Here is a 22,619-nt window from a genome sequence, read left to right on the forward strand (position 1 = left end):
GGCTATGCCCGTGGGGCTCCATTACCAGCCGCCGCCACCGCCGCCGCCACCGCCGCCACCGGAGAACCCTCCGCCCCCGCCGCCGGAGCTGAAACCCGACGACGATCCGGGAGGGGTTGACGACGAAGCGATGACCCCGGGCAGGGAATGGCTGACGTGAGACACAAACCCCGCGGGCGAAAAACGGTCCCAGGACCGGCCCGTGTACCAGACCGGCGAGTAAGAGTCCGGCGCCAGCGACGCCGCGGCCAGCGCGGCGGTGAATTTCTCCGCCCACTTCTGCTCCACGTCCAGGGCCAGGGCGTACGGCAGATATTTTTCAAACAGCTGGGGCGTGATCTCCGGAGGGTTGAGCAAATTGAGCCGGTCCTTTTCCGTGACCGACAAAAACATCTTGAACCCCTCGACCCGGTCCATGAGCTGGCGGCCGGAGATCGTGGGCGCCTTCATGATATTGAAAAAAATCCCGTTGATGATCAGGACCAGCACGACCGTCACCGTGACGCACAGCGGCCCTTCAGTCGCGGAATACGCGAACGCGATCATCGACATCAGCCCCCAGCCGAACAACAGCGATATCAGAATGCCAAGGAAGAAATACTTCCTGTTCAGGAAAAAGTAAACATGCTGCATGTTCGCGGCCAGGGCGGAACGCAGGGAACTCATCGCGGCGCCGACCTCGGCGTAATTGTCGTTGTCCAGCTCCAGGGCCGGCTGAAGGCCGCGGAACAGGCCCCGGGCCACCGCGTCTTCTTCCGTGGTCAGCTTCGAATAATCCGCCGAGTCCAGCCGGAGGGTGTATTTCTTCCCTTTTTCCTCGATCTTCAAGAATCCCTTCACCGCCATGGCGATGAGCGCTGCGGAAAACGTCTTGTTGTCGCATTCCATCTTCATTAAATACCGGACCGCGGCCGGGGACAGTTTGGCCGGCGGCTCAAACAGCGGGATGATCGTGCCCCTGGCCGGGTCTTTGCCGTAACGCGACCAGACGGACAGATAATAACCGAGAAGGACCACGAGCCCGAGGACACACACCAAAACAATGCCCGGCGCCCTCTGGTACCACGGCGGCGGGACCGTGTACGATGAAGCGGATCCGGAACGGGGCGGCGGGGCCCGGACATAGCCCTTGGGCCAGGCCACGACGATGGTGAAGCCTTCCTGGGGATTGAGCGGCCGCGTGGCCGTCAGGGTCAGCCGGCCCAGCGCGTCGCGGGAGGTTTCAAAATCCTTGCCCTTGGCCCCCTGGTATCCGGTGAAGGCGTCCCACTTTATGATGTTGGCCGACGCGTCTCCGGGCAGGTCAAGAACAGCGGACGCCTGCCCGATCGGGAACGACCAGCCGTTGCCGGTCACGTTCCAGTAAAGCTCATCGTGGTCCTCAAAGAATCCCAGCTGGCGGTCGGTGCGGTAGGTGATGGTGTAGGTGTATTCCCCCGGAGAGAGAAAGACCTTGCTCTGGCCGATATACACGCGCTCGCCGTTGGACACACGCTCGGTGTGATACGGCTCCTTCCGTCCGTCGCGCAGGACGCCCGTCACCCGGAAACCCACGGTGTAAAGATTGCCGCGGTCGTCCCGGTAATCCGTCGGGAAATCGCGGTAGATCCCCCGCTTGATCTGGTTGCCTTCGGCGGCGACCCGGATCGTTTCCGTGACGGTCATGGAGGCGTCTTCACGGACACGGATGTCGCTGTGGAAGGAAAGGATTTTTTCAGCGGCGAGAGCGGGGGAAGAAAAAATGGCCAGCAATAGCAGCGGAAGGAGCAGAAGGTTCTTCTTCATGGCAGGAGATCCCATTGATGGTACGCTCATAGACTCCGCATGTTTTGCTGACGCAAGTCAGACCTGCGGGGTTAATTCCTGCCGGCAGGCAGGCGCGCAGATGAGTTATGCCTCCCGGGAACCCGGGGCTCCATAACTCATGCGCTCATTAAAATTTGACTTCCGGGTTCTTGCGCTCTTCGGCGGATTCCAGCTGGAAAAATTCCTCCTGGCGGAAATTGAACAGGCCGGCCACGATGTTGCTGGGGAACGAGTCGATGAGGATATTGAAATCGCGCGTGGCCCCGTTGTAATACCGGCGGGCCAGTTGGAGCTGGTCCTCGATCTCGGCGAGCTGTTTCTGGAGCTGAATGAAATTCTCGTTGGCCTTCAGGTTCGGATACGCCTCGGCCACGGCGAACAGGGACTTCAGCGCCTGGCCCAGGTTGTTCTCGAGCTCGCCCTTTTCCTTGATATTCACCGCGCCCATGACGCGGGTGCGCAGGTTCGTCACCTCTTCCAGGACCTTGCGCTCATGGCCCATGTACCCCCTGACGGTCTCGACGAGATTGGGGACAAGGTCATGGCGGCGCTTGAGCTGGACGTCGATCCCGCTCCACGCCTCCTTGACCATGAAACGTTTCTGCACCAGTTGATTGTAGATCGAAATGGCGACAACGGCGATAACGACGATGACAACCAAAAGACCGATCAGAAAAGGCATTGCGTCCCCCCTCCCGTTTTAAAAACAGCTGCGGAAAAATTTTTACGAATTTTCATCAATTTACTACAAATGATATTCAATGTATACAAGAATCTTTGATCAAAAATCCAAACCCCGGGGGTTGAGCAGACTTCAACCCCCGGGGTTAAAAAAAGCGACGGCGCGGCAAAGCTGCGCGGTCAAAATGCCCACATACGTCCCCATGATGTTACCGAGGATGGCCAACAGGAGCCCCACCGAGGCCAGGCCCGGCTGGTAGATCTCCGCCACCACCGGGGCCGACGCCACCCCGCCGAGGTTGGCCTGACTCGCCACCGCGGCCAGGAAAAGCGGCGCGCGGACCAGCCGTCCGGCGAATATCAGCACCGCCGCGTGCACGGCCACGATGCAGAACCCCGCGGCGATCAGCACAACGGCCTGGCCCATGTCCGCCAGGCTGGCCTTGGCGCCGATGGCCGTCAGCACAAAATACAGCAAAGCATACCCGATCCGGGACGCCCCCGCGCTTTCCAGCCGGGACACCGGCGTGAAGGACAGGGCGATCCCGATCGTGGACGCAAAGATCACGGTCCAGGCATAGGCGGTGACAACGCCTTTGATCTCGGGAAAGATCTGGGCCGCGGATTTCGCGGCCAATGCGGCGACAGCCGAGATCGCGAAGATCAGGACCGTTTTCTTGAGCGTCAACTTTTGAGACGGGCTCCCAACGGCCGGCTCAACGCGCCGGCTCAAATAATCCAGGACCCGGCGGTCGGAGTTGTTCCAGCGGTCGTACAGCGGCTGCATGCCGGCGAACGCGACCAGGATCCCCATCCAGCAGTACGGGACCACCGTGTCCACCACGACCATGGGCGCGAACACCGCGTCGGGCGTGCCGATGGCCTCTTTGACCGCGACCATGTTCGCGCTCCCGCCGGTCCAGGAACCGGACAGCGCTCCGAACCCCGCCCAGAATTCCGCCCCCACCCATCCTTTGAAGATAAAAAAGGAAACGACCGTCCCCAGCATCATGCCGAAACTCCCGGCGAAGAACATGAAGAGGGCCGTCCTGCCGAGCTTGAGGATGGCCTTGATGTCCACGACCATCAGCAGGATCACCAGACTCGCGGGCAGGAGATTGTTGATGAGCTTCTGGTAAACCGGATGCTCGGGGTCAAGCAGCCCGACGGTGGAGGCCAGCATGGGGAGAAAATAGATCCAGAACACCGGCGGGATGTATTTAAAGAACCCCTGGAACCGGGCCTGGCGAGAGGACCACAGCACAACGGCCTCGATCCCAAGCAGAACCATGACGGTGGCTAAAGTATTTTGAATCATATTTTATCCGGGGATAATCCCGATGCCGGATTTGATTTTGCGCACGTCATAGACGCCCCGGGAGTTCAGGCAGGGATTTTTTTCGCGGCCTTTCAGGAAAAACGGCGTGTCCAGGTCCACGAACTCAACCCCCCCGAGCCCGGCGGCCAGGTGCGCGGCCGCGGTCATGGCGAGCGATGTCTCCATCATGCCGCCTATCATGAGCTTGATCCCGGACACCCGCGCGCGGAACGCGATCTCGCAGCTGTGCAGCAGGCCCGTCTTCATCAGCTTGATGTTGATCACGTGCGCGGCCTTGTCCCGGATGATCCTCGCCGCGTCCGGCAGGGACGACGCGCTCTCGTCAGCGCAGACCGGAACACCGGCCAGCCGCGTGACGCGTTTCAGCCCTTCATAATCCGCTTTGGGGACCGGCTGTTCCAACAGCGCCGGACGGATACCGGCGCGTTTCAACTTTCTGACAAATCTCAAGGTCTGGTCCGCCGAATACCCCTGGTTGGCGTCGAGATAGATCGGACAGCCCGGGGCCAGCCGCTTCACCGCCCGCACGCGCTCGAGGTCCAATTCCTCATTACGGCCGATCTTGACCTTGAACGCTCGGAACCCCTGCTTGTAAAACCGGCGGACCGATTCTTCCGTTTCCGCCAGGTCCGCGATCACGATCGTGATGTCCGTCTGCAGCCGATGGGGGACCTTGCCGAAGATCTTCCACAGAGGGATCCGGCGCTGGCGCGTCAGGACATCCAGAAGAGCTGTCTCCGCCGCCGCCACCGCGGCCTTGTTGTTCGGAAGCCGCCGGTGCAGGGCCAGCGAATGCAAAAGATAATTCGACGCCTCTTTCCCCTCCAGCCTTCGCCCCGCGTCCTGCAGATTCTTCCGGGTCGCCGCCACCGTCTCCCCGGTGATGTGCGTCGCCACCGCCGCCTCGCCGTAACCTTTGGTCCCGTCGGTCAATTCAACGGTGAACAGCAGATTTTCCAAATTCTTGTGCTCCCCGAGGGCGGTGCGGAACGGCTGGATGAGCGGCGCGGTCAGCAAAGAGGTGCGGCAGGATTTGATGATGGTCGGAGGCATTAGAGAGGTCACATCGTCACTTGCCACTTATATACAGAAACGACAACTTGGCTTGGAGCATACGGCCACTCCGACCGGGCGGGGTATGCCGCGCGCAGTTCGAGACCGCTTTTCCTTGAATTTGAATCAGCGAAAAGCGGGATCGCTGTTTGAGCACGGCATACCCCGCACGGACGGACAACATTTGCTTCAACATGCATACTTGCGTACATGTGCCCGTGCCTACGGCCGGGACTCGGAAATTTCCTCGAAGATCAGCCATGTCCCGTCGGGTCCCGGGCCGACAAGGAGCTCGTAGGAGCTGTCATACTTTTTCAATTCCGAAAAACGGCTGCAGACGATCCGGACGCGCTCCCCTTCGGCCTTGTACGAAAAGTTCGAATACCGGCTGGCGTCGCCCCGCAGTTTCGCCAGCCCCATCGTGCCGCGGATCATGTCCTTATATTCGGGGGCGCCCAGGATCATCTCGCGCACCTGGCCGTTGGGGTAACGGCGGTAATTTTTGATGACGGCGTCGTCCGCGTACATATCCGCGATCGCGGGGTCAAAGCTTCTTTCCATGGCAACGTATCTGTCCCAGAACACCCTGGCCTTCGCCGTCATCTCATCCACGGGCGCGGCGGCCACGCTCAACACCGCCGCCGACATCAGGACAAACGCCCAAACGGACGGAAACGCCGCCCAGATATATTTTCGCATCAAAACCTCTCCCTGTTATTTCGTGTCCACCACCGTCACCGCGTTCAACCGCCTGAGCAAAGACCCTTTTTTCGATCCCTCGCCGAGAAACAGGTCGGTCACAGCCACGCGGTTGATGACGCGGACAATGTCCCCGGCGCCCTTCGACTCCCGGTAGGCCCAGACGGAATGGATCGCGTAAGGCCGGCCGTCCACCATGCCCAGATACAGCATGATGTGGCCTTTCATCGGCAAAAGCGTGATGCCCCCGGCCGCGTCGCGGGACAGGACGGCCAGTTTCTCGGCGTCGGCCGCTGTTTCGTCGAACTTGGCCGCCAGACTGCCCGTGCGGGCCTGGTCTTTGGAATTACGCGGCAAGGTCACGCCGACGGTAGCAAAAACCATCTGCAAAAACCGCGAGCAGTCCTGCTCCCCGTACATCCCTCCCCACCCGTAAGGCTCGTTCAGCAGTTCAAAGGCCTGGACGAGGATGTTCCGGGACGTGTACGTCAGAAATCCCTGATGGACATCGGAGGCCGGGATGTAACCGCTCCGGAATTCCACGGACCCGTCCTCCCGGCGCCACGGGACCTCGATCTCCACCTTGTCGTCCGAAATTTTCTTGACGGGATACCTCCGCCCCATGCGGGTGTATTCATAATAATCGGCCATCTGGGGATTCAAAAAAATATCGGCCTTGGCGTGGATGACGACAACAAATTCTTCGGCCTTGCTGTACCGGCGCAACTGGTCGCGGGAACACAGCGCGACCAGGGACTTTTCCACCCAGCCCGACGTCAGGGACGTCTCGACGTAGAACCACCGGCCGTCGGCGCTCTCCAGCAGGATGGCCACGGGCGTTCCCACGTCCAGCCCGCTGTTCTGCAATTCGTCAAAATCGATGTCGTCGGATTTTTCATAAAGGCCTTCCGGGGTGGGCAAAAGCCGGTGGTCGGCAAAACGGGAGACAAAACCGAAGCGGACCGGAATCTGCGGCGGCAGACGACCGACCATCCTTCCCCGCAACTCCTCAAAAAATTTCGTGCCCGCCCTGACCCCGTCCCTGCGGTAAAGGCCCCTCGCCCGGAACTCCTCCAGCGTTCTCTCCACGTCCTGGACGACCTCGGCGGCCGTCACCGTGTCCGGGAACAGGGAGACGTCCCGCGTCAGGCGCAGGTCCTCGCGGACGTGGCGGTTGAAATGCGAGATCTCCTCGTCGTTCATGATCACGCGTTCGGGGAACGGGTGGCGGCTGATCCAGAATCCCGGGGTTTTCATCTGCCGGGTCGTGGAAGGAAGTTCGGTCGGGGCTGGGAGATAGGGCGAAGCCGCCTTGCCGGCGCAGGAGCTCAGGGCCAGGGAGGCCGAGAGGACGCCGGAGAGGAACGCCATCCGCGCGGCAGCCGGTCGGGACATTACAGGGGATCCTCGTGAAGAACAACGGCGCATATTTTCGGGAAAATTTACCAGTGGTAACGACGCCACAGCAGGCCGATCAGGATGATCGCGACCGTGACCAGCCCCATGATCGACCAGAACGGCCACAGGGACCCGTCCTGCGGCATGGGCATCTTGACGTTCATGGAAAAGATGCTCACGATCAGGGTCGGCACCATCACGCAAAACGAAAGGATCGTCAGCATCTTGATGCGGATGTTGAGATTGTTGCTCACCACCGACACCCACGCGTCCATCATGTTGGAAAGGACCTGGGAGTAGGTGTTCGCGGCCTCGTAACACTGGCCGTTCTCGATGATAACGTCCTCGATGAACTCGCTCTCCTCGGTCGTGAAACCGATCTTGGCCGCGTTGGCCTTGAGCTTCTCGATCACCCGGCTGTTGGAGTTGATGGCCTTGAGGTAATACACGAGACTTTTCTCGAGGTTGAACATGTACACAAGGTCCTTGTTGGTGAGGGCCTTGTTGATCTCGCTTTCCAGCTCGTCGGAGATCTTCTGGATGACCTTGAGGTGGTCCTCGAAATGCTGGATGCAGCGGAACACGACCTTGAGCAGGACGTCCTGCAGGGAGCGCAGGCGCTGGAACGGCCGGCCGTCAAAGATCACGGCCTCCTCCGGCATGACGATTACCATCTTGTCGGCGAACAGGAACACGCCGACCGAGGAGATCTTCAAAAGGAAATTGTCGGCGGAACTGTACCGTTTGGGGCGCTTGATGATGAGGGCGATGTGGTTGGCCTCGAATTCCAGTCGGGAGAGCTCGTCCGGGTCCAGGGAGGAATTGAGGGTGTGCTCGTCGATCTGCATCTGGTTGATGAGAAAGGCCCTCTCCGCGTCGTCCGGCGTGATGTACACGCTGACCTGGCAGTTGTCCGCGCCGTTCTCAACAAGTTTTCCGTCAATGATATGGTAACGTTTCAGCATAGGGTCCTTGGCCCGCGGCCGCCGGTTCGACGGGGCGGTTTTCTGTTTCGCAAGCAGTCATTGTACACCCGGCATTCCGCGGGAACAAGCGCAAACTCCGCGATTTGCTCTTCCGGGCGACGCAAGCGGAGCAGGCCTCAATAAAATCCCGGGCATGAGATTGCGGTTAGCAGGGAAAGCCCCCAAGAGCGATCTCAGGCCTGGGCCCCGGCTTTTTTCAGGGCCTGGGCGACGTCCGCGATGATGTCGTCCGCGTGCTCGATCCCCACCGACAACCGGACGAAATCCTGCGTCACGCCGGTGGAAAGCTGGTCTTCCTCGGACAACTGGGAATGCGTCGTGGTCGCCGGATGGATCGCCAGGGTCTTGGCGTCGCCGATGTTGGCGAGGTGGGAGACGAGCTCCAGCGATTCGATGAATTTCTTTCCCGCTTTCGCGCCGCCCTTGATCCCGAAACCGATGATGGCGCCGGCGCCTTGGGGCAGATATTTGCCGGCCAGGGCCTTGTACGGGCTGTCCGGCAGGCCGGGGTAATTCACCCAGGTCACGCCCTCGCTCTTTTTTAAAAACTTCGCGACCTCCAGGGCGTTGGCGCAGTGCCGGGGCATGCGCAGATGGAGCGTCTCCAGCCCCAGCAGGAACATGAACGCGTTGAACGGCGACATCGCCGGGCCCATGGGCCGCAGCAGCGAGACCCGGCACTTGATGATATACGCGATGTTGCCCAGGCCCTTGAAATGCTCGACGAAGTTCATCCCGTGATAGGCCGGATCGTCCGCGGCGATCAGGGGGAACTTGCCGCTGGTCCAGTCGAATTTTCCGGAGTCCACGATGACGCCCCCGATGGAGGTCCCGTGCCCGCCGATGAACTTGGTCGCGGAATACACGGCGATGTCCACGCCCCAGTCGAACGGCCGGACCAGATAGGGCGTCGCCGTGTTGTCCACCACCAGAGGGACCCCGTTTTTGTGCGCGATGGCCGCGACCTTTTCGATGTCCAGCACGTTCAGCTTCGGGTTCCCGACCATCTCGGCGAACACCGCCTTGGTCTTCGGCGTGATGGCCTTTTCCAGGGCCTTGAGATCTTCCGAATCCACGAACGCGACCTTGATGCCCATCCGGGGAAAAACGTTGCGCAACAGGGAATACGTCCCGCCGTAAAGGTTGTTCATGGACACGATCTCGTCCCCGCACTGGGTGATGTTCATCAGCGCGATCATGGTCGCGGACTGGCCGCTGGCCACCGCCAGGGCCCCCACCCCGCCCTCGAGCAGGGCCATGCGTTTTTCAAACACGTCGGTCGTGGGGTTCATCAGCCGCGTGTAGACATTGCCGAATTCCTTCAGGGCGAACAGATTGGCCGCGTGGTCGCTGGATTTGAAATTATAGGACGTGGTCTGATAAATAGGGACGGCCCGCGACCCGGTCGCCGGGTCCGGCTCCTGTCCGCCGTGCAGAAGAAGGGATTCAATCTTGAGTTTGGAATCGATTTGGGACATCTCGGCCTCTTTCCTTATATACGGTTGACTATGATAACAGCGGCAGCATCGCCGTCGCGAAATAGAGCGCGAAGAAAAACCCGCACATATCGGTGATGGTCGTCAGGATCAGCCCCGAGGCCAGCGCGGGGTCCATCCGGAACATCTTTAAGATCAGCGGCAGGGCCCCGCCCACGCAGACCGCGACGACCGTGTTGATGGCCAGCGCGCCCCCGACAACGATGCCGAGATAAAAATTCCCTTTCCAGAACAAAGCCACAAGGCCCAGGAGCCCCCCGAGGATCACGCCGTTGACAAGACCGATGCCGATCTCCTTCAAAACCACCTGGGCGATCTCAAACGGACGGACCAGGCCCAGCGTCAGTTCCCGGATACTCACCGCCAAGGCCTGGCTCCCGGAACTGCCGCTCATGTCCGAGATGATCGGGAGAAAAACCGCCAGCGCGATCACCGCGGCCAGGGTTTCCTGATAAAACGCGATGACGCTGGCGGAGACAAGGTTCAAAAAAATATTGATGACCAGCCAGGACAGACGGCGGCCGGAACGGAGGCGCAACGGCATCGAACGCAGTTCCTCCCCGCCGATGATCCCGCTCATTTTCAAAAAAGAATTTTTGTCCCGGTCCCCGGCCGCGGCCATGACATCGTCCCGGCGGATGACCCCCGCCAGGACCCCTCCCTCCCCCACGACCGGAATGCCCAGGAAACTGTATTCCTCGAAAATCTGCAAGAGCTCCGACAGGGAACTGTCCGCTTTCACATGGACGGGCTTCACGTTCATGATGGACTTGACAGGCGTTTCCGGAGGGTTCAAGGGAAGGTCGCGGATCCGCAGAACGCCCAGAAGGACGCCGGATTGGGCCGTGACGTAAGCATACTGGACATGATAATCCGTGTACCGCCGGCTGTTATTTTGCAGATCCTCAATGACCTGACGAACCGTGTATTCTTCCGGGTAGGACAGAAATTCCGTGTTCATCAGCCCGCCGGCCGTGTCCGCCGGATAGGTCATCAGCTGGCGGGTGACGGCGGCGTCTTCCGTCGGCATGGCCTCGAGGATCGCCTCGGCGGTGGAATCCCCCACGTCCGCCAGGATGTCGGCCTGCTCGGAACCAGAGATCTGGTCCATGATGGCGGCGGCGTCTTCCGGCTCCATCTTCCCGATCATGTCGGCCGCCTGTTCCTCGGGAAGGTCCTGGAGGAGATCCGCGGCGTCCGGGGGGTTCAAGAGCTCAAGAAGTTTCTGCCGGGACATTTCATCCAGCTTCGAGACCGCCCGGGCCGTTTCCACGGGAGAGATGCCTTTGAGAAAAGAATGGAGATCGTCCGCGTCTTCCTGTCTGATCAGCGACTTGAGTTCCAGCCAGTATTCCAGGGGCTTTCCGGATTTCATGGTCCTGTTTCCGCGGGTTGACGTTTCCAGTGGCAGCTATGCAGGAGACAAGGACAATTATAGCCCGGGAGGAGGCAAAGAAAAATATTATTCTGCAAAAATTCAGGACGGGATTCAGCCCCGGGCCTTCAGGAAAGAGAGCAGGGCTCTGATGATCGTGGCGGGATCGGGCGGGCATCCCGGGATGTGCAGGACCACCGGCAGGACGCCGGGGACTCCGTTCGCGACGCCATACGCCCCTTTAAAAGGGCCGCCGTCAAGCGCGCAGTCACCGACAGAGATCACGAATTTCGGCCCGGGCATGGCGTCATACGTGCGCCGCAGGGCCGTGACCATGTTCCTGGACACGGGGCCCGTCACCAGAAGGCAGTCGGCGTGGCGTGGCGAGGCCACGAAACTGATGCCGAACCGCTGGATGTCATAGATGGGATTGGTCGTCGCTATGATCTCCGACTCGCATCCGCCGCAGGACCCGGTGTCCACCTCGCGGATGTGCAGCGAGCGGCCGAATTTTTTCCGGATGATCTCCTGCAGCTCGCGGCCGGCCGCCTCTGTTTCAGCGGAGCGCAGGCCGGCGGCGACGCCGGGATCCGTGACAATGCCTTTGAGGCATCTTGTTTTCAGGATGTGATACATGGCTTAAAGGTCGTTCCCCGCGTAAGAAAGGTCAAAACTCTTGTTGCACAGCGGAAAATCCGGAATGATGTCCCCTAACACGCAATAGGCCAGCCCCTGCCAGTTCTGCACCGAAGGGTCGACAATATGGCAGCGGTCCACCGCGCCGTCTTCGGAAATCCGGACCCAGTACAGGACGGGCCCCCTCCAGCTCTCGGCGCAGCCCAGGGCAAACCCCGGTTTCGACCGGCCGGACCCGGCCCTCACGTCTCCGGCGGGCAGTTGGGCCAACGCCGCCCGGATCAGCCGCGCCGACTCCTCGAATTCCGACAACCGCACCCGGAGGCGCGCCAGGACGTCGCCCGGCTCCTCGAGGCAGATCCGGAACCCCAGGGACTCGTACACTCCGGGAAAATCTTTGCGCAGATCCTGCGGGATCCCCGACGCGCGGCCGGCCAGCCCCTTCACCCCCAGGTCCCGCGCCGTCCTTTTCTTCAAGACCCCGGTGCTGTCCACCCGGTCCATGAAGGACACGCTGGCGAACAGCATCGCGCGCAGGTCACGGAAATCTTTTTCGGCGTCCGCCAGGGCCTCCCTGATCTCCAGCGCCTGCTCCGGCGTGATATCCCTCAGCAGCCCGCCGACCGCGTTGACGCCTTTCAAATACCGGTGCCCGGTCAGCCGCTGGTTCAAACGCAGGATTTTTTCCTTGATGAGGGACGCCAGGGCCGAGGGAAAACTGAACCCGACGTCCACGGCCATCCCCCCGATGTCCGACGCGTGATTATACAGCCGCTCCAGTTCCAGAAAAACCGCCCGCAGAAGCTGCGCGCGGACCGGGACAGGGACGCCGTTGATCTTCTCAACGGCATGGCAGAACGCCAGGCCGTGGGCGAAGGCCGCGTCGCCGGCGACGCATTCCGCCAGGGCCGCGGCCCCGCCGGCGTCTTTCCCCTCGAAATGTTTTTCCGCGCCGCGGTGGGTGAACCCCAGGCGGAGCTCCAGGTTGATGATCGGCTCGCCGGCCGCGGTGAAACGGAAATGGCCCGGGCCGATGATGCCGGCGTGCACCGGGCCGACCGGCACCTCAAAAATCCCCTCGCCCTCCCCTTTGATGAACGGATATTTTTTCCCCGTTCCGTCGAAAGCCGCCGGCGGGACAAAATCCTTGCGCAGGGGACAAGACCCCTCCGGCCACACCTCGTCGTGAAGATTGAGCCGGCGCAGATCGGGGTTGCCTTCGGGCACGATGCCGAACATCTCGTGCAGGGACCGCTCGAACAGGTGCGCGGAAAACATGTCCTTGGCCACCGACGGATAACGGGGCCGCCCGGCCTCCAGCGCCATGGCCACAAAGACCCATTTTTTCAGTTTGGGCGCCGGAAAAACGGCCAGGACCTGGAACCCGCCCTGCCTGCGGCGCTCATCGGCCGCCGAAAGCATCCAGACCGGCTGCTGAAGAATTTTATGAAGCCCCAGGCAGGCATCGTGAAAGTCTTCCGGCCGGACATGCAGATAGACCTCGTCGGCGGAGGTCTCCTCCGCCCGCACCGGGACAACATTGTGCCGGGCCCGCAGATCGGATATCAATTCTTGGAAATCCATCTATCCCCCCTGGACCAGTTTGATGACGGCCTTGATCCCCTCCTGCAAAGGCGGCGGCACCACAAGGCCGAGCACGCACGCCGGAAAGAGCAAAAACGCCATGGCCCATTTGATGCTGGCCGGTTCCCGGGCCGCGTCCACGCCCTTGGGCCTGTGGCCGAACAGCATCCCGCTCAAATGGTACAGGATCCCGCCGAAGATCACAGCCAGAAAAAACAAGAACAGGATGACAACACCGTAAGCGCCCCGGCCGAACCCGGCCAGCGCGACCAGAAGTTCACTCATGAACATGGAAAACGGCGGGAACCCCGTCAGGACAAACGCGCCCAGGAGAAACACCATCCCCGTGAACGGCATGGCCTGGATGACGCCGTGGATGCTGTTCATGTCGTGCCGGCGGTAATGGCGGACGATGGCCCCAGCCCCGAAAAACATCAGGGACTTACTCACGGCATGGTTGAAGATGTGCAGGAGCGCTCCCGTGATCCCGACGGGACCGCCGAGCCCGAAGCCCAGCGTGATGATCCCGATGTGCTCGATGCTCGAATAGGCCAAAAGCCGCTTGAGGTCTTTCTGGACGACGATGAAAACGCTGGCCACGGCCAGCGACGCCAGCCCGAAAATGATCAGCAGATGCGACGTGAAGTCGGCCGACCCCAGCGCGGTGTTCACGATCATGATGTACCGCAAAATGGCGTAAAGGGCCGTCTTGAGCAGGACGCCGGACAACAGCGCGCTGATCGGCGCGATCGCCTGGCTGTGGGCGTCGGGAAGCCAGGTGTGCATGGGCGCCAGCCCCGCCTTGGTCCCGTATCCGACCAGGATGAAGATGAACGCGATCCGCACGATGTTCTTGTCGAAATGCCTCGCGGTGGCCGCGAGATCCGTCCAGTTCAGGCTCTTGATCCCCCCCGCGACCGACATGGCGTACGCAAACAGGATCGTTCCCAGCAGGGCCAGGATGATCCCGGCGGAACAGATGATGATGTATTTCCAGGCCGCCTCCACCGATTCCTTGGTCCGGTAAAAACCCACCAGAAAGGCCGAGACCAGGGTGGTCATCTCGATGCAGACCCACAGCATGCCGAGGTTGTTGACCACCGTGACCAGATACATGGTCAGGGAGAACACGTTGAACAGCAGGTAGTACATCCTGGCTTTATTCTCGGAGATCTTCTCATCATCCACGTCCATCGCCACATAGCCGACGGAATACAGCGAGGAGGCGAAATTCACAAAGGCGATCGTGAACAGGAAAAACGCGCTCAGGGCGTCCACATGCACGGCCCCGCCCAGCAGGACCATCTTCCCCTGCCAGTTGACCACCTGCAAAAGCACGGCGGTCAGGGCCAGCACGAATCCGTGGCCGACCACGCCGCAGACCGCGAGGACCTTAATCCGCCGGACAAGAAACGAAACGGCGGCCAGGCCCGCGGGGATTCCCAGAACAAAAACCAAAAGACTCATGACCCCTTATCCTCTCAGATGCGTCAGCTTGTGAACGTCGATGTGCGTGAACATCCTGTTGATCCTCTGCATGAAAACGTTCAGGATGATCACGCTGACAAACACGTCGAAAAAGATGGCGATCTCGACGAAGAACGGCATGCCGCCCGTGATCGAGGCCGCCAGCAGAAAGATCCCGTTCTCCATCACCAGAAGGCCGATGACCTGCGTCAGGGCCTTCATGCGGAACATCATCAAAAACGCGCCGCACAGCGTTCCCGTGAACGCCGCCGTCAGGCTGACGGTCTGCAAGGGCTCCTGCAGCGGCACAATGGACAGCGAAAAAATCCAGGCGGCGTACGTGAAGACCAGGCCGAACACGATGGACAGCTGTGGATTGACGAACATCCCCAGGTTGTCGTTGACCTTGACCCGCTGGACGATATTGAACAGAAATCTGGGGATGAGGATCACCTTGAGCCCCACGATGAGCAGGGCCACGGCGTACAGATCCGGATGGCCTTCGCGCGGGGCGCTCAACAGCGTCCCGATCCCCAAAAACAGCGACTGGAGCCGGAATGTCCGGATCAGGGCCGTCATCCGCTTGGCGATCAGCATCAGATAGTTCATGATCAAAAACGCGAAGAGAACGATGATTTCCATAATGGAACCTCAATTAGAAACTTATGGCCCCGCATGATTTGCTGACGCTAATCAGAGAATATCCCGGCTGCCCCATTCGCTGACGCGGGGCAAGGCGGCCGGGATTAATTCGCGCAATTGGTTTACGTCGCCTGCGGCTCCGTAAACCAAGCGCTCATTAAACTCCCAATACGGCACAGATCAAAGCCAGAACCGCCAGAACAAAACCGAACGCGAAGAAATCCGTGACCCGGAACAGCCGCATCTTGGCCACCGAGATCTCCAGGACCGCCACAATGATCCCCAGGGCGAAAACCTTGGCCATGGTCAGGAGCGCCGCCAGAGCGATCGCGGATGCCCCGCTGCCGGCCGCGGCCAGCGTCGGGTAGATCAAATGTCCGATCAGCAGGAACCACACCATCTGCTTGACATGCGCGGCCAGTTCCACCAGGGCCAGCGAGCGGCCCGAATATTCCAGGACCATGGCCTCGTGCACCATGGTCAACTCCAGGTGCGTTTCCTGGTTGTCAATCGGGATGCGCGTCGTTTCCGCCAGGGTCACCATAAAGATGGCCATCACGCTGAACAGCGTCGAAAAATGCAGGACGTTGAGGCTGCCCATCTGCGCCGGGCTGGTGGTGCCGAACTGCATGAAGAGGCTGAAGATCGCCAGGCACGCCACAGGCTCGGCCACGCCCGCGATGAACATCTCCCGCGACGAGCCCATGCCGCCGAAGGCGCTTCCGGTGTCCAGCCCGGCCAGGGCCAGGAAGAACCGGCCGAGAGCCAGGACAAACAACATCGCCAAAAGATCGCCCGCCCAGGTGCCGGACGCGTTTTGAACGACCATCGGCATCAGGGCCAGGGCCGTCCCGGAGGACGCCAGCACGATCAACGGCGCCCGGCGGAAGATCCAGGAGGCGTGCTCCGAGACCACTTCCTGTTTGGAAAAAAATTTCGCGAGGTTGTGATACGGCTGAAACACGCCCGGCCCCCGCCTCATCCGGAGGTCGTTCTTCACCTTGGCAATGACGCCGCTGACCAGCGGGGCGAAAGCCGCCAAAAGCACCACCTGACATATGACGATCGCGATATCCATGTTAAAAGGCGTTCCTCATCACCAGCAAAATCATGACGGTCAGAAAAACATACCCCAGGTACAGATGGATGCTGCCGGTCTGCATCCGCCGCATGATCCTGGCCGACCTCAGCCCCAGGGCCAGCACCGGCTTGTAAAAATACCGCAGAAAAATCCACGTTGTCCGCGTTTCATACACAAAGGACTTCACGTGATAGAACGACTCGCGGATCTTCTGGGTCCTGCGGTAAGGCAAAAGCAAAAAACTGAACGCGATACGGAACGGCTTGGAGAAGGCCGTGGCCGTGTACTGGTTGCGGGCGTCCAGGGCGTAATACCCGCAATCCCAGGTCTTGAAAAGCGTTTCCCGGCGCCGCCCCCCCAGCGCGTAAAGCCCGGCCGCTCCGGCGGCAAAAAACGCCAGAAGGACCGCCAGCAGGGGCGCCGACACATAAACGTCCCGGGTCTCGGCGGGCTGAATGACAAAAGCGTTCAAGGCGAATGAAGAAACGGGGACAGGGGTTCCCAGCGCATGCCCCGCGACCCCGGCCATGATGTTCAGGACCGGAGCGGAAAAAATCCCGAACGCCACGCACAGGGCCGCCAGGAAGATCATCGCCAGCCGCATGGTCAGGGGCGATTCGCAGGCGTTCACCGCGTAATTGCTCCTCGGCTGGGCCAGGAACGTGATCCCGAAGGCCTTCACAAAACAGCTCGCCGCCAGGCCGCCGGTCAGAGCCAGCGCGCAGGCGCACGCGCCGAGAAAAAATTTGATCTCCGCTCCGGGCAGGACCCTCGCGCCCAGGAAAAACGTCTGCAAAGTCAGCCATTCGCTCACAAACCCGTTCAACGGCGGAATGGCCGAGATCGCCATGGCGCCGACCAGAAAACACGCCGCGGTCTGGGGCATCTTGTGGATCAGCCCGCCGAGTTTTTCCATGTCGCGGGTCTTGGTCCCCTTGACGATGCTGCCCGCGCACAAGAACAACAGCGATTTGAAGATCCCGTGATTGACCGCGTGATACAACCCGGCGGCCAGGGCCAGAACGGCCAGGTCTCTGTTGTTCAACCCCAGGCACAACACGGCCGCGCCCACGCCCATGAGCACGATGCCGATGTTCTCGACGCTCGAATACGCCAAAAGCCGCTTGATGTCGTGCTCCATGAGCGCGTAGACAATGCCGATCAGCGCGGAAGCCGCCGCGAAGGAAAGGATCACGATCCCCCACCACGCGTCATACACACCGAGGATGCCGACGACAAAACGGATCAGGCCGTAGACCGCCGTCTTGATCATGACCCCCGACATCAGGCTCGAGATGTGCGACGGCGCCTGCGGATGCGCGTACGGCAGCCAGACATGGACCGGGACGATCCCGGCCTTGGTCCCGAACCCGATGAGCAAAAGGATGAACACCGTGTGCCGCAGATACGCCGGCATATGGCCGCAGGCCGCCTTGACGGCCTCGAATTCAAAAGACCCCGCGTACCGGTGAAGCAGTAAAAAAGCGACAAGCAGGAACGCCGTGCCGACATGCGTCATCACGGCGTAAATCAGGCCGGCCTTCACCGATTTCTGATGCTCGTGCTCAAAGACCACCAGGAAATAAGAGATCAGCGACATGCATTCCCAGGCAAACAGGAACAGCAGGATGTTGCCGGCGGTGACCACCAGGGCCATGGAGGCCAAAAACAGCGCGGTCAGGATGTGCAGCAGGACCGTCCGCCCGAGGGAGAACTGTCCCCGCAGGTAGCCGACGGAATATAACAGAGCAGGCAGGGCCACGACGCCGATGCAGGCCAAAAACAACAGCGACAGCGGGTCGAGGACCAGGGAAAAATAATTGGAGACAAAGTAATCCATCATCTCATCTCTTCTGTAAGGCTGAGGGGATATCGGGCGGGGTTAAACAGCAGGTCCGAAAAAAGACAAAAGCCACGGATTTACCGGCGTGGCTTTCAATGCACTGGATCATCATCACAAGTGCCCCAATACCTCAAGACTCAAGCTTGTGATTTTCAGTATATACCTCCGGGCCTAAAAATCAAATTCTTTCACAAAAAAGCGCCAAGGCATCAAAGCCGGAAATACCGCCCGAGCGGGATCCGCTCCTGTTCGTAGGCGCGGTTCTTCAGCCACTGGAAGGAAAAAATAACGGCGAAGAGGATGGCCCCCATACTGTAGATCACAAATACCGTGGATGTGCGGAGCGGCCTGCTCCGGGCGGACGGGGAGACCGACAGCAAAATGTACGTCAGGATGGGAATGTAAGCCACGGCCGCGGCCCCGATGAGGACCATGGACAAGGAGGACAGGACGTCGGACATCCCCAGAAAAATTTCCCTGTGCCTGGCCCAGATATAGATGAAGCGGACGGAAAAAACCAGGATCAAGCCGCCGTATCCCCAGTAAACAGCCCCGAGGGAGATCCCCTCTCTCCTGTTGCGCCAGGGGTCCCTCCAGAGAAGATACAGCGCCACGGGCAGATAGGTCACGAGGGAAAACCCGAAAACGGCCGCGGAGAACGTCGAAAGGATGTCGAACGGCTGGATGTCGGCCGCGCCCGACCGGAGAAAATTGGCCACGGCCGCGGCGAGAAGGGCCGACAAACACACCGCGTAGATGAGCCCGACCATCTTCAGCCGGGACCGTCTCTTGCGCCTGAGATCGGCGTCCTCACCGATAATAAAGATCTTCTGCTGTCTCCGGTATTCGGCTTCCAGGAGCGGAGGGTTCTTGACAAGGAGATAATACGTGACCGGGACGAACGCCAGGACAGCGGCCCAAAACGCCGCCAGGGGAACGATTTTCAGTATCTCTATCACCGCGTCTCCCGCCGCCCCAGAACCCTCAGGCGAGCAGTTCGTCGATCTTCGTCAGGAGGGCCCGGCCTTCGGGGTTAAGGACAAAGACCTTTTTTTTGATGCCCGCGTTCAGCTCGTGCTCGATCCATTCGCCGATCTGCCCGTAGATGATGATCGGCACGTCCCGGAGCGCCTGGACACTCCGCATCCGCCCGGCCATTTCCTCGGCGTTGACCTTCAAAAAGGCGTTCTTGAGGATGATCAGGTCCGGCTTGGCCCGCACGGCTTCCTGCACGAACTCTTCCACATGATAGACCGGGTGAGTGGCGTAGCCCCGGACCGAAAAAAGGACGTCGAGCTCGTGGCAAACGTCCGTTTCGTTCTCGATGATCACGATCCGTTTCCTCACCGGCACGGGCTTGGCCAGGGAACTTCGGGCCGGGGCCGACCCGATGCCGGAGTATCCGGCCGACGCGTCCTTATCACCCATCTGTATGTTCCGTTGCCGGGTCGCCTGCTCGTCGAACATCATTTCGGCCTTGTCCGAAAGCCCGTCTTCGGGCTTCCAGGGGCGGCGCGCCGCTTTCGACGAAGGCGGCAGTCCGTCCGGCGGGATGCCCAGGGCGCGTTCGATCGTCCCCAAAAGCTCGCCGATCTTGAAAGGCTTGTCGACAAAATCATAGACCTTGATGGCTTCAAAATAATCCCGCATCCTGGCCCGGGCGGTCAATACGATCACCGGGACCCTGTCCGAGCCGCGGACGGATTTTCGGAACTCCTGGATGAACTGGTTCCCGTTCTTGCGCGGCATCACCACGTCCGTGATGATCAGGTCGGGGATGGAACGGCGGGCCAGATCCAGGCCCTCCTCCCCGTCGCGCGCGGAGGCCACCTCGTATCCGGCCGCCCGCAGATTCTCAACGAGGAGATCCCTCAGGTCGTCTTCATCCTCCAGGACCAGCAATTTTTTCTTAGCCACCGGTTACGCCTTTCAAAAACGAACCCCGCGCGTCTCGCGACACGCGGGGTTCATGGATCACATCATTTTTTCCAATCCCAGCATGGTCTTTCTCCGGCCTCGGGTCGAACCAACCTGTGTTGATTCTAATACGCCCCGGGAAGGAAGTCAACGCCGCACCGTGGTTTTCCTGAAGCTCTGCGGCTTGATGGCTCAACTTATGCTCTCCGCCCAGAGCGAAAATCCCGCGAAGCGGGATTACCGGACCCGGGCCGCCATCCGGTCCAATTCCTGCCGGATGCCTTCGGGGACATGTCCGCCGAACGGGTCGAGGAAGGCCTTCACCCCCTGGATCTCGCCGGCCCAGTCTTCCATGTTGATCTCAAAAAGCTTTTCGACCTGCGCGGGGGACATTGACAAGCCGTCCAGATTCAGGTCCTTCAGATGCGGGAGAAGGCCGATCGGCGTTTCGCGGGCGCCCACGCGGGCGTTGACCCTGTCCAGGACCCACTTGAGCACGCGGATGTTCTCCCCGAATCCCGGCCAGGCGAACTTGCCGTTCTCGTCCACGCGGAACCAGTTCACCGAAAAGATCTTCGGAGGGTGCTTGAGTTTTTTGCCGACGTCGAGCCAGTGGCCGAAATAATCGCCCATGTTGTAGCCGCAGAACGGCAGCATCGCCATGGGGTCCCGGCGGACCACGCCGACCTGGCCGATGGCCGCGGCGGTCGTCTCGGACCCGATCCTGGCGCCCATGAAAACCCCCTCCTGCCAGTTCTCGGCCTCGGCGACGAGCGGGACCAGGTGCGCCCGGCGCCCGCCGAAGATGATGGCGGAAATCGGGACACCCTGGGGATTGTCATACTCCCGGGAAAGCACGGGGCAATTGTAGATCGACGCCGTGAAACGCGAGTTGGGATGCGCGGCCTTGTTCTTTCCGTCGGCCGGATCGAACTTTTTCCCCTGCCAGTCGATGAGGTTGGCCGGCCTCTCCCCGTCCAGCCCCTCCCACCAGGGTTCGTTGGCGTCGGCATTAAGCGCCGTGTTGGTGTAAAGCGTCGGATAAAATTTATCGTTCTTGAGGGTCTGGATCATGTTGGGATTGGTCTTCAGGGACGTCCCCGGCGCCACGCCGAAAAATCCGGCTTCCGGGTTGATCGCCCACAACCGTCCGTCGGGACCGGCGCTCAGCCAGGCAATGTCGTCGCCCAGGGTCCAGATCTTGTAACCCGGCAGGGCGGACTGCATCATGGCAAGGTTGGTCTTGCCGCAGGCCGACGGGAACGCGGCGGCGACATAGGTCACGCTGCCCTGAGGGTCCTCAATCCCCATGATGACCATGTGCTCGGCCAGCCATCCCTCGCGGAACCCCTGGCAGGACGCGATGCGCAGAGAAAAACATTTCTTGCCCAAGAGCGCGTTGCCGCCGTACCCGGAGCCGATGCTCCAGACGAGGTTCTCCTGCGGAAAATGCATAATGAAACGCTTGTTCGGGTCCAGGTCCCCGATCGAATGCAGGCCCTTCAAAAAATTGTCGCTGTTGCCGATCTTCTCGACGATCTTCCTGCTCAGGCGGGTCATGATCCCCATGCTGACGGCCACGTAGGTAATGTCCGTGACCTGCACGCAGGCCTTGGCGTAGGGGGAGTCCGGATGGCCCATCATATAGGGAAGCACGTACATGGTCCGCCCCTTCATGCACCCGTCAAAAAGCGGGCGCACCTTGTCCTTGGCGTCTTTCGGGTCCATCCAGTTATTGTTGGGGCCGGCCTGTTCCTTGGCGGGGTGGCAGACAAACGTGAGATGCTCGGTGCGGGCGACGTCCGTCGGGTGGCTGCGGTGGTAATAGGCGTTGGGCCATTTCCCGTGATCAAGGGCGGAAAACACGGGGGCGCCGTTGATCTTTTCTTCTTTGATCCCGATCTCGATCAGGCGCCGCGCGTCGGCATCGGACCCGTCGCACCAGTGAATTTTATCCGGCTTGGTGAGCCGGGCCTGTTCGTCAACCCATTGTTCGAGCGGTGTGGCCATGGGAACTCTCCTTCAGATAGTCAACCATAAAATCTACGATACGCCCCGCAGCAAGCCGCGGGACATCCAGAGGGGATCCATTTCGCGAGCATGCGGTCCGGAAAACATTTTTCAAAATCCAGTTTATTATAGGGGAAAAGCCGGTTCGGTCAACGTTTTTCCTAAGCGGCCGGGGGATAGGGCCGCCGGCCTCTCACGGATGGACGTTCAGGACATCGTTGATGGCCGACAGGAGAGACTGTTTGTTGAACGGTTTGGCCATGAACGACACCCGGCCCGCGCCGCCGGGCTCGCGGCCTTCGGGGATCTTGTCCCGCAGGACGCCGGCCTCGTGCAGGCCGCTCATCAAAATGACGGGGACCCCGCGGGTGGCCGGATGGCCGCGCAATTCCCGGATCACCTCATCGCCTTTCATCACCGGCATCACGTAATCCAGGAGCACCACATCGGGCTTTTCGGAAACGCAGAGCTCACAGCCTGCCCGCCCGTCGTGGGCGACGGAGACGCTGAAACGCCCCGTGTCGCGCAGGAGTTCCGAGACCAGAGACGCCAGGTCCCGGTCGTCATCGATGACTACGGCTTTCAGGGGTGAGGCCATGGACCGCG

General features: G+C 60.6%; 19 protein-coding genes. All 19 read right to left on the reverse strand.

Annotated features, from left to right (window positions below; translation table 11 throughout):
* Window positions 1–21: 21 nt before the first annotated feature.
* The 19 genes from Q8Q08_03280 to Q8Q08_03370 all read right to left on the reverse strand — a co-directional run bounded on the left by Q8Q08_03280 (window position 22) and on the right by Q8Q08_03370 (window position 22,611).
* Window positions 22–1,785: a DUF2207 domain-containing protein gene (locus tag Q8Q08_03280; protein ID MDP2653035.1), complete on the reverse strand. Its 1,764-nt coding sequence runs from the start codon at window positions 1,783–1,785 to the stop codon at window positions 22–24.
* Window positions 1,786–1,933: 148 nt separating this feature from the next.
* A complete protein-coding gene (locus Q8Q08_03285) occupies window positions 1,934–2,479 on the reverse strand; it encodes a LemA family protein (protein ID MDP2653036.1) in 546 nt (181 codons plus the stop codon).
* A gap of 141 nt (window positions 2,480–2,620) precedes the next feature.
* Window positions 2,621–3,805 (reverse strand): DUF819 family protein, encoded by a 1,185-nt coding sequence (locus Q8Q08_03290; GenBank protein ID MDP2653037.1) that lies wholly within the window; start codon window positions 3,803–3,805, stop codon window positions 2,621–2,623.
* 3 nt (window positions 3,806–3,808) lie between these two features.
* On the reverse strand, window positions 3,809–4,879 hold the full coding sequence (locus Q8Q08_03295; protein MDP2653038.1) for a dipeptide epimerase: 1,071 nt from the start codon (window positions 4,877–4,879) through the stop codon (window positions 3,809–3,811).
* Between the two features lie 222 nt (window positions 4,880–5,101).
* Complete coding sequence (locus Q8Q08_03300; GenBank protein ID MDP2653039.1) at window positions 5,102–5,578, reverse strand: hypothetical protein; 477 nt, start codon at window positions 5,576–5,578, stop codon at window positions 5,102–5,104.
* 15 nt (window positions 5,579–5,593) lie between these two features.
* A complete protein-coding gene (locus tag Q8Q08_03305) occupies window positions 5,594–6,973 on the reverse strand; it encodes an SH3 domain-containing protein (protein ID MDP2653040.1) in 1,380 nt (459 codons plus the stop codon).
* Between the two features lie 47 nt (window positions 6,974–7,020).
* Window positions 7,021–7,941, reverse strand: a complete 921-nt coding sequence (locus Q8Q08_03310; protein MDP2653041.1) for a magnesium transporter CorA family protein — start codon at window positions 7,939–7,941, stop codon at window positions 7,021–7,023.
* A 194-nt stretch (window positions 7,942–8,135) separates the two neighbouring features.
* On the reverse strand, window positions 8,136–9,440 hold the full coding sequence (locus Q8Q08_03315; protein MDP2653042.1) for an O-acetylhomoserine aminocarboxypropyltransferase/cysteine synthase: 1,305 nt from the start codon (window positions 9,438–9,440) through the stop codon (window positions 8,136–8,138).
* Between the two features lie 28 nt (window positions 9,441–9,468).
* Window positions 9,469–10,833, reverse strand: a complete 1,365-nt coding sequence (gene mgtE / locus Q8Q08_03320; protein ID MDP2653043.1) for a magnesium transporter — start codon at window positions 10,831–10,833, stop codon at window positions 9,469–9,471.
* 114 nt (window positions 10,834–10,947) lie between these two features.
* Window positions 10,948–11,469: an NADH-quinone oxidoreductase subunit NuoB gene (nuoB, locus tag Q8Q08_03325; protein ID MDP2653044.1), complete on the reverse strand. Its 522-nt coding sequence runs from the start codon at window positions 11,467–11,469 to the stop codon at window positions 10,948–10,950.
* A 3-nt stretch (window positions 11,470–11,472) separates the two neighbouring features.
* Complete coding sequence (locus tag Q8Q08_03330) at window positions 11,473–13,053, reverse strand: NADH-quinone oxidoreductase subunit C (GenBank protein ID MDP2653045.1); 1,581 nt, start codon at window positions 13,051–13,053, stop codon at window positions 11,473–11,475.
* Entirely contained in the window at window positions 13,054–14,520 is a 1,467-nt protein-coding gene (locus Q8Q08_03335) for a hydrogenase 4 subunit F (GenBank protein MDP2653046.1), read from the reverse strand.
* A 6-nt stretch (window positions 14,521–14,526) separates the two neighbouring features.
* Window positions 14,527–15,162, reverse strand: a complete 636-nt coding sequence (locus Q8Q08_03340; GenBank protein ID MDP2653047.1) for a hypothetical protein — start codon at window positions 15,160–15,162, stop codon at window positions 14,527–14,529.
* Window positions 15,163–15,319: 157 nt separating this feature from the next.
* Complete coding sequence (locus Q8Q08_03345; protein ID MDP2653048.1) at window positions 15,320–16,240, reverse strand: NADH-quinone oxidoreductase subunit H; 921 nt, start codon at window positions 16,238–16,240, stop codon at window positions 15,320–15,322.
* Between the two features lies 1 nt (window position 16,241).
* Window positions 16,242–18,086 (reverse strand): proton-conducting transporter membrane subunit, encoded by a 1,845-nt coding sequence (locus Q8Q08_03350; protein MDP2653049.1) that lies wholly within the window; start codon window positions 18,084–18,086, stop codon window positions 16,242–16,244.
* A 209-nt stretch (window positions 18,087–18,295) separates the two neighbouring features.
* Window positions 18,296–19,045 carry a hypothetical protein gene (locus Q8Q08_03355; protein MDP2653050.1) on the reverse strand — a complete coding sequence of 250 codons (750 nt, stop codon included), beginning with the start codon at window positions 19,043–19,045 and terminating at the stop codon, window positions 18,296–18,298.
* A 25-nt stretch (window positions 19,046–19,070) separates the two neighbouring features.
* Window positions 19,071–20,003, reverse strand: coding sequence for a response regulator (locus Q8Q08_03360; GenBank protein MDP2653051.1), 933 nt, complete (start codon window positions 20,001–20,003; stop codon window positions 19,071–19,073).
* 237 nt (window positions 20,004–20,240) lie between these two features.
* Complete coding sequence (locus tag Q8Q08_03365; protein ID MDP2653052.1) at window positions 20,241–22,013, reverse strand: phosphoenolpyruvate carboxykinase (GTP); 1,773 nt, start codon at window positions 22,011–22,013, stop codon at window positions 20,241–20,243.
* A 193-nt stretch (window positions 22,014–22,206) separates the two neighbouring features.
* A complete protein-coding gene (locus Q8Q08_03370) occupies window positions 22,207–22,611 on the reverse strand; it encodes a response regulator (GenBank protein ID MDP2653053.1) in 405 nt (134 codons plus the stop codon).
* Between the last annotated feature and the right edge of the window lie 8 nt (window positions 22,612–22,619).

The organism is Candidatus Omnitrophota bacterium, assembly GCA_030688425.1.
In the GTDB taxonomy this organism is placed as follows: Bacteria; Omnitrophota; Gorgyraeia; order Zapsychrales; family JANLHA01; genus JAUYIB01.

Coding starts and splice junctions, on each gene's coding strand:
- mgtE (MDP2653043.1), bottom strand. CDS start 10,833: ATGAAATCCGGAAAGCCCCTGGAATACTGGCTGGAACTCAAGTCGCTG.
- Q8Q08_03330 (MDP2653045.1), bottom strand. CDS start 13,053: ATGGATTTCCAAGAATTGATATCCGATCTGCGGGCCCGGCACAATGTT.
- Q8Q08_03350 (MDP2653049.1), bottom strand. CDS start 18,086: ATGATGGATTACTTTGTCTCCAATTATTTTTCCCTGGTCCTCGACCCG.
- Q8Q08_03295 (MDP2653038.1), bottom strand. CDS start 4,879: ATGCCTCCGACCATCATCAAATCCTGCCGCACCTCTTTGCTGACCGCG.
- Q8Q08_03315 (MDP2653042.1), bottom strand. CDS start 9,440: ATGTCCCAAATCGATTCCAAACTCAAGATTGAATCCCTTCTTCTGCAC.
- Q8Q08_03300 (MDP2653039.1), bottom strand. CDS start 5,578: ATGCGAAAATATATCTGGGCGGCGTTTCCGTCCGTTTGGGCGTTTGTC.
- Q8Q08_03335 (MDP2653046.1), bottom strand. CDS start 14,520: ATGAGTCTTTTGGTTTTTGTTCTGGGAATCCCCGCGGGCCTGGCCGCC.
- Q8Q08_03290 (MDP2653037.1), bottom strand. CDS start 3,805: ATGATTCAAAATACTTTAGCCACCGTCATGGTTCTGCTTGGGATCGAG.
- Q8Q08_03310 (MDP2653041.1), bottom strand. CDS start 7,941: ATGCTGAAACGTTACCATATCATTGACGGAAAACTTGTTGAGAACGGC.
- Q8Q08_03345 (MDP2653048.1), bottom strand. CDS start 16,240: ATGGATATCGCGATCGTCATATGTCAGGTGGTGCTTTTGGCGGCTTTC.
- Q8Q08_03370 (MDP2653053.1), bottom strand. CDS start 22,611: ATGGCCTCACCCCTGAAAGCCGTAGTCATCGATGACGACCGGGACCTG.
- Q8Q08_03365 (MDP2653052.1), bottom strand. CDS start 22,013: ATGGCCACACCGCTCGAACAATGGGTTGACGAACAGGCCCGGCTCACC.
- nuoB (MDP2653044.1), bottom strand. CDS start 11,469: ATGTATCACATCCTGAAAACAAGATGCCTCAAAGGCATTGTCACGGAT.
- Q8Q08_03305 (MDP2653040.1), bottom strand. CDS start 6,973: ATGTCCCGACCGGCTGCCGCGCGGATGGCGTTCCTCTCCGGCGTCCTC.
- Q8Q08_03280 (MDP2653035.1), bottom strand. CDS start 1,785: ATGAAGAAGAACCTTCTGCTCCTTCCGCTGCTATTGCTGGCCATTTTT.
- Q8Q08_03340 (MDP2653047.1), bottom strand. CDS start 15,162: ATGGAAATCATCGTTCTCTTCGCGTTTTTGATCATGAACTATCTGATG.